At 45.2% G+C, this 12,890-nt stretch carries 5 protein-coding genes; 3 read left to right on the forward strand and 2 right to left on the reverse strand.

The genetic code is table 11. From position 1 onward, the window contains the following. Both RIE73_RS26265 and RIE73_RS26270 read right to left on the reverse strand, forming a co-directional pair. On the reverse strand, positions 1-3,057 hold a 3,057-nt coding region (locus RIE73_RS26265), incomplete at its 3' end, for an SdrD B-like domain-containing protein (RefSeq protein ID WP_446403980.1). Between the two features lie 303 nt (positions 3,058-3,360). Beyond that, complete coding sequence (locus RIE73_RS26270) at positions 3,361-4,407, reverse strand: aspartate carbamoyltransferase catalytic subunit (protein WP_446398284.1); 1,047 nt, start codon at positions 4,405-4,407, stop codon at positions 3,361-3,363. 536 nt (positions 4,408-4,943) lie between these two features. On the opposite strand from RIE73_RS26270, the gene RIE73_RS26275 reads away from it, so the two are divergent. The 3 genes from RIE73_RS26275 (at position 4,944) to RIE73_RS26285 (ending at position 12,621) form a co-directional block, all read left to right on the forward strand. Beyond that, the gene (locus RIE73_RS26275) at positions 4,944-5,963 is read left to right on the forward strand and encodes an SH3 domain-containing protein (protein WP_446403981.1); all 1,020 of its coding nucleotides are present in this window, start codon (positions 4,944-4,946) and stop codon (positions 5,961-5,963) included. A 197-nt stretch (positions 5,964-6,160) separates the two neighbouring features. After that, positions 6,161-7,084 (forward strand): type IV pilin-like G/H family protein, encoded by a 924-nt coding sequence (locus tag RIE73_RS26280; protein ID WP_446403982.1) that lies wholly within the window; start codon positions 6,161-6,163, stop codon positions 7,082-7,084. Between the two features lie 71 nt (positions 7,085-7,155). Beyond that, the gene (locus RIE73_RS26285) at positions 7,156-12,621 is read left to right on the forward strand and encodes an AAA family ATPase (protein ID WP_446403983.1); all 5,466 of its coding nucleotides are present in this window, start codon (positions 7,156-7,158) and stop codon (positions 12,619-12,621) included. The last annotated feature ends 269 nt before the right edge of the window (positions 12,622-12,890 follow it).

Here is a 12,890-nt window from a genome sequence, read left to right on the forward strand (position 1 = left end):
TAATCCGGCATCATTAAAGTCAGCCCAGCGATCGCGTCCATGATGGGTAAAGTTATTTTCCTTGGTGAAGCTATCCAACAGGCTGTCATTTAAGTGTGAGATATCCGCACCATCGCGATCGCCGATCCAGATGGACATATCGCTATCCCAGCCGACATAATCCAAGAAGGCTTTGTCTACGGTGACATCTTGGTCGAATTCAAACAGGATGTAATCGGTACTCCCGCTATTATCCACTCGGTGATTCAATTTCCATTCATCACGGTTCGTCACACCTAAGCCACCACTGTATGCACCTAAATACGCATTTTTCCAGGTTCCCCATTTCTGACTAAATGCGCTGACATCAACCGAAACCCCATCTTGAGTGAAGGTACGGACATTGCCATTGGCACCATCCAAGCTACTCGAACCGGTTAAGATGAATTGGATGTCAGAAGTCGTCGAACTTGACAGATCTTGTGCTGCTTCAGTTGCTGAGGAGTAAACCCAGGTTTCACCCGGGCTGAGGATGCCATCGGAGCCAACATCTGTGGACAGATCGAGGGTAGGAGTAAAGTCATCACTGGTATCACCCACCGTACCATTGTCATCGCTGACAATCACTTCACTGGTAGAGAAGCCCACATTCCCCGTATTGGTGACTGCGTAGGTAAACGTGACATCGGTACCGGCGGCAATTTCCGGCAGGTTATTCAAATCCGTCACATCTATCTCATTGACAAACTTCTCAATATCAATACCGGGATTCGGGATCAGCAATCCGGCATCCAATGTGTCGTTAATCTCACCTGACTCTAACGTTACCGTTTGAGTCATGCCATTGCTGGGATTGGCATCACTATCGAGGCTATCATCGCTACCCGCATCTTGTGGGCTAAATATATAGCCATTGGGGGCGACAAACATGACTTTATACTCACCCGGCGTTAAGCCAGTGAATGAGTATTCTCCATTAGCATCTGTGGTTGTAGTGATTGGGTTTCCATTACCATCGAGAACCGCTGTGCCATCCGGATTCTGGAGTTTGACGGTAACGTCTTGAATACCACTTTCACCAGCATCTTGTACGCCATTCCCGTTGCTGTCTTCAAAAACTTTATCTCCTAAAGATGCCAGTTGATAAAAACCGGAGTCAATCGTGGGGTCATTTTCCCCAGGTGCGAGACTGACAGTATCAGAGACTAAACCATCACTGTCAACCGTATCATCGCCCCCTTGGTTAGCGGGACTGACTTCATAGTCGTCGGGTTGTTCAAATTGAACCTGGTACTCACCCGCCATGACGGAAAATTCATAATTGCCGTTAGCATCGGTGGTGGTGGTTTCAACGACTTCACTCTCTTCAAATACACCGTCACCATCGATGTCGGCGAATAAATTGACAGTAACGCCAGCAATTCCCGCTTCACCAGCATCCTGAATCCCATCGGCATCACTGTCTAACCAAACCCTATCCCCTAATTTGGATAATTCTACTTCAGCGATAACAATTTGTTTATCCGGTAAACAATCCCCATCGGTATCTGGAACCAGGATGAGTCCGAATTTGCCAACGACTTGTTCGCCAAATATGGTTGTATAGTCGTATTCGGGAACAAAGCCTTCACCATTGCTTTGAGCCAGATCCAGAATTTCATCGACTCGCGCTTGTTCCCAAGCACCTAAACTACCGCCACCATTTGACTGTTGGTCATCAATTAACTCCCAGATGGCTCGTTGCACATCCCCTGAGGTATAGGTGCCATTCCCAGTTGAGGCTTCTCCCTCAAAGCCTTGATTTAGAATCCAGTTGACCAAATCTAAATTTTCCGGCTTTTCGATTAAACCCGGTCCAATTAGTTCATCGGGTAACGGTTCACCGCTGGAATAGACTTTCGCTGTGTAATCTACATTTCGATTGATCGGGCGATCGGTATCTAGGCAATACCCATCAAAGGTCATCCCCTCAAAGATATTATCGGTTCCGGGGATATCCTTGATGGTGATATCCACATAACTAGCATCCGGATCACTCCCGGCGTCAAGCTGAATGCTAAACGTCAGCATTCCAGGTAAAGCGGCTTTGAAAGAGGGAGGGTGATAAAATCCGGCATCAACTGTGGTGTCATTTTCCCCTGGATCTAAAGTCACGACATCAGAGACTAAGCCATCACTGTCAACCGTATCATCGCCACCTTGGTTGGCTGGAGAGATGAGTTTATTATCGGGTTGTTCAAATTGAACCTTGTAGTCACCCGCAATGGTTGTAAATTCATAATTACCGTTGGCATCGGTGGTGGTGGTGTCCACAACTTCCCCATCTTCAATTACACCATCACCATCAATGTCGGCTAAGAGGTTGACGGTAACGCCAGCCATTCCCGCTTCGTTTCCATCCTGAATCCCATCCGCATCGCAGTCGGACCAAACCGTATCACCGATTTTAGATAATTCAACTTCAGCGATAACAATTTGGCTATCTGGCAAACCATCATTATTGCTATCTGGAACCAGAATGACTCCCATTTTGCCAACGACTTGTTCGCCAAATAGGGTTGTATAGTCGTATTCGGGAACAAACCCTTCACCATTGTCTTGAGCCAGATCCAGAATTTCATCGACTCGCGCTTGTTCCCAAGCACCTAAAGTCCCGCCACCGCTTGACTGTTGGTCATCCAGTAATGACCAGACGGCTCGTTGAATATCCCCTGAAGTATAGGTGCCATTCCCAGTTGATGCTTGTCCTTCAAAACCTTGATTGAGAATCCAGTTGACGAGATCTAAATTTTCTGGCTTTTCGATTAAACCTGTTCCAATTAGTTCATCGGGTAAGGTTTCATAGCTAGAATAAACTTTAGCTGTATAGTCTATATTTGGGCGAATTCCCCGATCGGTATCAATACAATATCCATCAAAATTCATCCCTTCAAGTACGTTTTCTGTACCGGGGTCGTCTTTGATGGTGATATCCACATAACTGGCATCCGGATCACTACCCGCGTCGAGTTGAATGCTAAATGTCAGCTCATTGGGTAGAGCGGCGCTGAGAGATGAGTAGATGTTAGATTCCGGCATAGGACTAGACGAAAAAACTCATTGATGTACCTTATGAAAATACTATACACAGAAAAAAAGCCAGGAATTAATACTTCATCAACACTTTAAAAACCCGCCCCATCTTCATCGAAATTTTACAAGTAACCTGTTGACGACGAAATAAGGCTGAATTATACTACAGCAAAATTAAAGAGGACTTGCTGAAAACTTGTTGTGGTGAGGGGAAGATGGGGGAAATGGGAAAGCTGGGGAAGATGATGGAGATAGGGTAGAGAATTGACATAAGACCAATGACATAAGACCAATGACATAAGACCAATATTAAGACTTGCCACTCCCCATCAAATACAGCAGCGCCATGCGTACCGCCACACCACTGGTGACCTGTTGAGAAATTAAACTAAATTCTGGATCATCCATTAACTCGGAACTAATTTCCACACCGCGATTGACGGGTCCAGGGTGGAGAATTTTGACTCCAGGATGGCAAAGTTTCAAGCGATCGCGTGTAATCCCATACCGTTGATGATATTCTCGCAGACTGGGTAACAGATGGGCAGTCATGCGTTCTTTTTGCAGCCGTAAGGTCATGACAAAATCGGCATCTTTTAGGGCGGGTTCAACCTCCCAATGCAAAAATAGTCGCCGATTGGGGATTGGGGATTGGGAAAAATTCTCCCCCGACTTCCCCGGCTTCCTCTGCTCTCCAGTTCCCTGGACATACTCAGTAAACTCCTGGGGAACTAGCGTGGGTGGACCGGCTAAATGAACCTCAGCACCACTGGCGGTGAGACTCCAAATATTAGAACGAGCAACCCGTGAATGGACAATATCCCCGACAATGGCAATTTTTTTGTCGGCTAAGAGTTTCAAGCGAGGATACTCAAAATCCAATAGGGATGTAATTGTAAATAAATCTAGCAACGCCTGGGAGGGATGTTCATGTTGACCATCGCCTGCATTCAAGATACCGACATTCGTTTCCAGGCGATCCATTTCAGTCGCGATCGCATGGGGGACTCCCGCTTCTCGATGGCGAATCACCATCATATCAGCTCCCATTGCCAAATAGGTTTTTGCCGTGTCCAGAATCGTTTCTCCCTTAGTCAAGGACGAGGTTCCTGGTGCAAAATTCAGGGTATCCGCACTTAACCGTTTGGCGGCGAGTTCAAAACTACTGCGGGTGCGGGTTGAGGGTTCAAAAAACATATTCGCCACCACCTGACCTTGTAAAGCCGGGACTTTTTTCGTGCGCCGGGAGAGAACTTCCCGACAGCTTGCGGCTGTTTGTAAGAGGGTATCGTATTCAGCCGATGTAAAATCTTCCAGGGAAAGGACATGGCGGCGAGTCCAAGTGGCGGTAGCCATAAGAATAAAATAGCAAAATGGATAGAGAGGGGCTAACCGTTACTATAATCTTCATTCCCCTCCCACGACAAATAAATAGGGGCTGCTGAATCGGTGTGGTGGTGGGGTTAGAGAGCAGGGGGAGCAGGGGAAGCTGGGGAAGCTGTAGGGGAAGGTTTTCACCCGGATGTGACTCAGTGTAATCAGTGTCACTACCCTCTCACTTCCCCACCCCACTCTTCCCAATAAATCTGTGAAATCAGTGTTTTGACGAATGACGAATAACAATCCCCACAATTTTGTCTGACTACTGAAATCTTTCTTTTGAGGGAAGTTAGTCCACTTAATTATCCTTAATAATACTACTAGAAAAGAAAATTCTAAAATTATATTAGATGAACCCAGCCGTCGTCGTTTCGCTATCCCCAACTACTTCTGTAAGTCGTCGGACAAAAGATACCCTACTAAGTTTTGTCAACAAACCTCAAACCCTTACAAAGGACAAATGACGCTCTCAAAGGTTCATCACTGCGATAAACGAACCGTGAGGTATTCTGATGGAAACCCTAGCCTATACCCATTTCTCCGCCCAAGCCGATGATCGGATTCCCCAGTCCCAGTTCAGTGCTGATGGGTCTGGTTTTAAGTCAGAGGTTGACTGGAAACCACCGAGTTTAGCCTGGATTCGGGGATTAGCATTGGCGATCGCCCTGTCTTCCTTAACCGTAACCAGTAGCGCTTGGGCGGCGGTGGTGAATACGAATGGTAGTCCTTTAAATGTGCGATCGGGTCCCGGTTTGGGGTATGGCGTGGTGAACACTCTCGCCAATGGCACTACTATTAATCTCAGTGGTCTTGATGCCGATGGCTGGTCTCAACTCAGCAATGGCAACTGGGTCTCCTCTCGCTGGATAGCAGGTGAAGCTGAGAATGGCGATAGTGATGTTCCATCCGCTGTCTTACGTCCTGGTAGTACGGGGACAGCCGTAACTAATCTGCAAAATCGATTGCAAGAGGTTGGGGTTTATAACGGACCCGTCACTGGCTATTATGGTCGCCTCACCGAAGCCGCTGTGAGAAGGGTTCAGGCGTCTGAGGGATTGACGCCGGATGGGATTGCTGGACCGACGACGTTAACCGCTTTATATGGCGAGGATGGGAATGGGGGAGGTGTGACTCCCGTGACGAATACCGCCGTGGTTAACACCAATAACAATCCCCTCAACGTGCGATCGGGTCCCGGTTTGGGGTATCGTGTGGTGGGTACGGTAGCCGATAACCGAACCGTTAGCCTCAGTGGTCGTAATGTTAGTGGCTGGTCTCAACTGGCAAATGGCAACTGGGTTTCCTCTCGCTGGATCGTCGGTGAAGGGGGCGGTGCAACACCAGCAAGGGATACCGCCGTGGTGACGACAAATGGGAGTCCCTTGAATGTGCGATCGGGTCCCGGTTTAGGGTATCGGGTTGTTGATACTGTAGCCGATGGCGCTGCGATCGCAACTACGGATCAGACGGCGGGGAACTGGATACGACTGGCTAATGGTGGTTGGGTGTTTTCGGGGTGGGTGGCGACGTAAGTGTCCTTTGTCATTTGTCCTTTGTCATTTCTATAGGCAATAGGCAATAGTGAAGAAAAAAGCTTACCTTATAAGGGATTGAGCGATTTTAATTTTTCTTTTATGTCCTAACGTGTGTGCGTAGTGCTATACCTTTGATGAATTGGTCAGAGTTCATTTGTTAAAATCCAATCAATCAGTTGCTGGGTTGGATGGCTATGGTTAATCCTGTTTCTCTATTGCTTAAGTTGTACCGATCGCGTTTGATATTCGTTCTTTTAGCCCTGCTTGTCTGTAGTGGTGTTCCCTCTCAAGCGCAATCTGAACCGGATAATCCATCCCCTGGATCTGAGATGCGATCGCCAACGGATGCGGTTACTCAGCAATTAATCGGGGAATGGCAAGCCACTGATCCGGCATCGGGGGAATCAATCCAGTTAATTTTTGCCCCCGATAACCAATTATTTTTTATCTTACCCGCTCAAGATGGATCGGCTGTGGCAATCGAGGTAGGCTACCAAATTCAGACGGCGACTCAACCGATGCATCTGGATATGGCACTCACACCGGATGAAATTGCCTTGACCATTTTTGAGTTAACCCCAGAGGGGAAGCTGCGCTTAGAATTTAAAGATGTTACGCCGGGAGAACCTCGACCCACGGCGTTTAGTGATACAGCGTTACTCTTGGCAAAGACATCGGATGATACCACCGTACCTGAAGATATTTCGGTGATTGAGTTGGAAACCAGCGCCAACCGATCCAGCCAAGCGATTCCGATGCAGTATATCAGCCTCTTGAATCGCGCCCAGCAAGTGTATTATCTAGAAAATCGTCAATTTGCCAATACCCTCGAACAGCTAGAAATTGCCACAAACCTAGAAACCGCCTTGTACACATACCAAATTATGCCATCAGGCGATCGCGCTGAGAGTGTCGCGATTACGGCACATCCCAAAGATGAGGGACTTCCCAGCTATATTGGTGCGGTATTTGTCACCACCGTTGATGGATTTGAGACAACCGTCTCTGGAATTTGTCAGAGTGAACAAGCCGCTACCTCACCGCCGCCGATGCCAATTCCACCGTCAGCCGATTCTACAGAGATTCAATGTCCCGCCGGATCTCGTCTGTTGCAGTAGAGGCTTGGTAACCAAACCCCTCCTGGGTAACTTTAACCAATCCTCTCAGTGTTTCCCCCCCATCTCCCCTTATGGTTACCGTTGCTGGCTGTCGGATTCTTGCCCAAATCTATGAAAGTAGTAACTCTCTAGTCTATCGTGGTATCCGAGAATCGGATCAGCAGTCGGTGATCCTCAAAGTTCTCAAACAAGATTATCCTACGCCCGCAGAAATTAACCGCTATCAACAAGAATATCAAATTACGCGCTCCCTCAATTTTGGTGGTGTGGTTCAAGCCTATAGCTTAGAACCCTATCAAACCACCCTGGTGATTATTTTTGAAGATTTTGGCGGTTCCTCGTTAAAACTCTTACTCCAAAAACGGGGATTTACGCTCAAAGAATTCTTAAGTATCGCCATTCGCAACACCGAAAGCTTAGGTAGAATTCATGCTGCCCATATTATTCACAAAGATATCAACCCCGCTAACATTGTTTTCAATCCCGAAACCGAACAACTGAAAATCATTGACTTTGGCATTGCCACGGTTTTATCGCGAGAAAATCCAACCCTGAAAAATCCCTCCGTCTTAGAAGGCACATTAGCCTATATGTCACCGGAACAAACCGGCAGAATGAATCGGGCGCTGGATTATCGTACTGATTTTTATTCTTTAGGGGTTACGTTCTATGAATTGCTAACCCATCACCTTCCCTTTGAAACCGAAGATCCCCTAGAATTAGTCCATTCTCATCTGGCGAAAGAACCGATTCCGCCTCACCAAATTAATCCGCAGATTCCGCCCGCCCTCTCTGCGATCGTGATGAAATTATTGGCAAAAAATGCAGAAGACCGCTATCAAAGTGCCTGGGGGCTAAAATCGGATTTAACCATTTGTTTAATGCAATTAGAAACAAAGGGAAAAATTGAACTATTTTCCCTCGGTCGCCAAGATATTTCTGAGCGATTTCAAATCCCCCAAAAACTGTATGGTCGAGAACGAGAAATTAAAACTCTACTGGACACCTTTATTCGGGTTACTGGACGTAGTTTATTCGGAGACCCAACGCCAAACTCAATCAGGGTGGGTGTTGAACAAAAGTTATTGTCAACGGCGACACAAAATCCCCTAAACCCGCCCCTACACACTCAACACCTCCCCAAAGAGATGATAGTTGTATCTGGCTATTCCGGTATCGGTAAGTCAGCGCTAGTCAAGGAATTGTATAAACCCATTACCCAACGGCGGGGCTATTTTATTCGCGGCAAATTTGATCAATATCAGCGGGATAGTCCTTACTCAGCCGTGATTAAAGCGTTTCAAGAATTAATCAAACATCTGTTAACTGAAACCACAGTTCAACTAAGCCGATGGCGTAACCAACTCTTAGCGGCTTTAGGTGTGAATGCTAAAATCATTATTGATGTCATTCCGGAAGTTGAACTAATTATCGGCAAGCCAGTTCCAGTTCCTAGTTTACCCCCCACAGAATCGCAAAATCGCTTTAAATTAGTTCTACAAAACTTTATCCGCGTCTTTGCCAAACCTGAACATCCGTTAGTCATTTTTCTGGATGATTTACAGTGGGCGGATAGGGCTTCGTTGAAACTGATGGAATGGTTGATGAACTCCTCGAATCCGGGTGAGGCTGATTCCCACATCGGCGGGCTGTTTATGATTGGTGCTTATCGTGACAATGAGGTGAGTGAATCCCATCCCTTACTGTTAACATTCAATACTATCCGGTCAAGCGGAACAATTATCCATCAGATTGTTTTAGCGCCCTTGGGATTAATGAGCATTATCCAATTGGTGACTGAAACGCTCAAATGTTCCCCAGATCATGCCCAGCACCTGGCTGAATTAGTCCAGTTAAAAACCGGCGGAAACCCTTTTTTTGTCAATGAGTTTTTAAACTATTTATATAAAGAAAAAATCGTCATCTTTGACTCTCAAGGCGGAACGTGGCAGTGGGATATAGCCAAAATTCAAGCCCAAAATTTTACGGATAATGTTGTCGCCATTCTCGTCAATAAGATTCAAACCTTATCGCCAAAGGTGCAACGGGTTTTACAGTTTGCCGCTTGTTTGGGCAATTCCTTTGAACTCAAACCATTAGCCTTAGCGTTAGGCGAATCGCAGTCCGAAACAGCCGTGCAGTTATGGCAGACAGTTGTTGAAGGATTGATTGTGCCTTTGGGTGAATCCTACAAGTTAATCCGTCCATCTAATACTACTGAAGTTCTGTTACATAAGCCTCAACTTTTAGCCTCGAATCCTGCCTCCCTAAGCAACAATATAGAACGTCAAAACTTTACCATCCAATACAAATTTGCTCACAACCGAATTCAGCACACGGCTTATTCATTAATTCCTCAAGACCAATGCCAAGCGATTCACTATAGGGTGGGTCAGTTATTACTGCAAAATACTCCCAAAGACCAGTTATCAGAGGCTCTTTTTAATATTGTCAATCATCTGAATATTAGTATTGAGTTAATCCAGTCTCCTGAAGAACAGAATGAATTAGCTCAATTGAATCTTTGGGCAGGTCAAAAAGCCAAAGCCGCAACCGCTTATGAAGCGGCGATGAAGTACTTGACAATCGGTCGAGAACTTCTTCCGCCAGACAGTTGGCAGGTGCAATATGAGTTGACTTTAAACTTGTCGATGGAAGCCATTGAAGTGGCATATTTATTGACTGATTTTGCAACCGCCCAAACCCTAACCAATGTTGTGCTAAACCAGGCGGAAACGCTAATTCATAAGGTTAAGGTCTATGAAATTCAAATTTTATTCGATAGTTCTCAAAATCAAATGCTGTCCGCTATCAAAACGGCAAAGCAGGTTTTAAACCTACTAGAAATACCGCTAACTAAAACGCCTCCTGTTTATCAAACGGTTGAGGCGTTAGCCGATTTGCCAGAAATGACTCAACCCACTCAATTGGCAGCTTTGCGAATTTTGATGTCCGTGATGGCACCTGCTTATATTGCCAAACCCTCCTGGTTACCGTCGCTTATTTTCACTATGGTGAATCTCTGTATTCGCTATGGCAATTCATCACTAGCGGCTTATGCCTATAGTGTTTACAGTTTACTGTTGTGTGGCAAACAAGAAACCATTGATCAAGGCTATCGTTTTGGTCAATTAGCCTTAACTTTATTAGAGCGGTTTAATGCCAAAGACGTACAAGCCAAAGTTCAGCAGCAATTTAATGCCTTTGTCCGTCCCTGGAAAGAGCCAGCACGAAAAACGCTAAATCCGTTACTGGATACAATTCAAAGGGCGATTGAACAGGGTGATATTGAATATGCTTGTCATTGTACCGTAAATTATTGTACCTATTCATTTTTTGTGGGACTTCCCTTGGCTGAGGTGGAATCAAAACAAGCCCAACACCTGGAGTTAAATCATCAATTTAAGCAAGATTACCAGATTAACTATATTACGATTTGGCGGAACTTATCGGTATGCTTAATCGAGGCTAACCAGTATCCCCATTTAGACTTAACTGTTTTTGATCAGGTTTTGCCGGATTTATTACAAGCGAATAATCAGCTCTCAATTTTATCCGTTTATTGGGCAAAATTATTCATTTATTACTTGTTTGGCAATGATGAAGCCGCCGAAACTCAAGTTTTTTTGGCTGAAAAGTATAAAGGGAGCGTTAAGGGCTTATTAAATAGTGTTTTAGCCAATTTCTACTCATCTTTAGTTCTGTTAGCGCTATGTCATTCAGCCAGTCCCAGCAAACGCCGACGCTATCTGAGCAAAGTGGCAAGACAGCAAAAAACGATGCGACATTGGGCGGAACATGCTCCTTGTAACTTTCAGCATAAATATGATTTAGTCGAGGCGGAACGGGCGGGAGTCGGCGGCAAAATTATTCGAGCGATGGAGTATTATGATCGGGCGATTCGGAGTGCGACAAAACAGGGCTATCTTCATGAGGAAGCTTTGGCGTATGAACGAGCCAGTCAGTTTTATCAACGCTTAGGTCGGGAAGAAATTGCCCAAAACTATTTACAAAAAGCTCACTATGTTTATAGCAGATGGGGAGCCATGGCGAAAGTTAAACAGTTAGAATCCCGCTATTCCCAATGGCTGTTTACCAAAGTCAATAGCAATGATTCAGCCGGAGTTTCCCCAAAAAGCTCGATAGTGACCACAACCACGCAAAGCCGGAATAAATCGCCAGATTTTCTGGACTTAAACACAGTCATGAAAGCCGCGCAAGTGATTTCCGGTGAGATTGTGCTGGATAAATTACTGACGGCGTTGATGAAGATTTTAATTGAAAATGCGGGAGCGCAAAAAGGGTTCCTTATTTTAGAAACTAAAGGAAGATTACGGATTGAAGCCGAGGGACAAGTGAATACTCTGGGTCAACCTGATGCGGAATGTAATCAAATTCAGGTTTTACAGTCTACTGATATTGAACAGACGCACATTTTATCTGTTACCATTATTAATTATGTGGCTCGAACTCAGGAACTTGTCGTCTTAAATGATGCCTTAAATGAGGGACAATTTACTCAAGATTCCTATATTCAGCAAGAACAGCCGAAGTCAATTCTCTGTGCGCCGTTGATTAACCAAGGAAAACTGAGCGGAATTGTCTATTTAGAAAATAATTTGACGACGGGAGCATTTACAGCTAACCGATTGGAACTGTTGCGTCTCCTATCCGCGCAAGCCGCCACATCGATTGAAAATGCCCGTTTCTATAGCAGTTTGGCAGAACTGAATCAGGCGTATGAACGGTTTGTTCCGCGTCAATTTCTCCAGTTTTTGAATAAGGACAGTATTGTCGATGTTCAGTTTGGTGATAATGTCCAACAGAAAATGTCAATCCTATTTTCGGATATTCGCTCCTTCACGACGCTATCGGAAACGATGACGCCGGAGGACAATTTTAAGTTTATTAATGCTTATTTGTCGCGCATGGAGCCAGCGATTACTGACCATAATGGCTTTATTGATAAATACATTGGTGATGCAATTATGGCACTGTTTAGTGGTCAGGCTGATGATGCGGTTAAGGCGGGAATTGCTATGCTACACCAACTGAGGATCTATAATCAACATCGACAGAATTCTGGCTATCCTCCTATCCGGATTGGAATTGGGATTAATACGGGAGGGTTAATGCTAGGAACTATTGGTGGAGTCTCGCGCATGGATAGCACGGTGATTAGTGATGCGGTGAATTTAGCCTCTCGTATTGAAGGGTTGACTAAATATTATCAAGTCCCCTTATTAATTTCTCATCATACATTTTCCCGTTTATCTGATCCGACTAATTATGCGATTCGCCTGATTGATAAAGTGAAGGTGAAGGGAAAATCGGAATTGGTAACCGTTTATGAAGTGTTTGATGCAGATTTACCTGAGATTAAAGCTGCTAAATTAGCCACGTTACAAACCTTTACCGAAGCCTGGTATTTTTATAACTTGAAGGCGTTTGCTGAGGCGAAAAAACGCTTTGCTGAGGTGATGCGGGTCAATCCTCAAGATCAAGTGGCTAACATCTATCTCAACCGTTGTCAATAGTAATAGCTATCGGTGTGTTTGATTGATAGAAACCACTCCCCTAAGTCGGTGGGGAAAATTAAAAATTTTGAAAGATTTATCATATCATGTAGGGGCGGGTTTAGGGATTAAATGAGTAGACTCACTTTAAACAAAACAACAAAACCCGCCCTTTTTTTAACCGTGAGTGGATTTGGGATTGAGGTTATCGGTTAGGTTCAATACGGGGGAAGGGCGGGTTTTGTATGACATTTATTAATTTGCCCGTCAATTGAGTTCCTCAACCCGCC

The sequence above is a fragment of the Coleofasciculus sp. C1-SOL-03 genome (assembly GCF_040220555.1).
GTDB lineage: Bacteria > Cyanobacteriota > Cyanobacteriia > Cyanobacteriales > Coleofasciculaceae > Coleofasciculus.

Coding starts and splice junctions, on each gene's coding strand:
- RIE73_RS26270 (WP_446398284.1), bottom strand. CDS start 4,407: ATGGCTACCGCCACTTGGACTCGCCGCCATGTCCTTTCCCTGGAAGAT.
- RIE73_RS26275 (WP_446403981.1), top strand. CDS start 4,944: ATGGAAACCCTAGCCTATACCCATTTCTCCGCCCAAGCCGATGATCGG.
- RIE73_RS26285 (WP_446403983.1), top strand. CDS start 7,156: ATGGTTACCGTTGCTGGCTGTCGGATTCTTGCCCAAATCTATGAAAGT.
- RIE73_RS26280 (WP_446403982.1), top strand. CDS start 6,161: ATGGTTAATCCTGTTTCTCTATTGCTTAAGTTGTACCGATCGCGTTTG.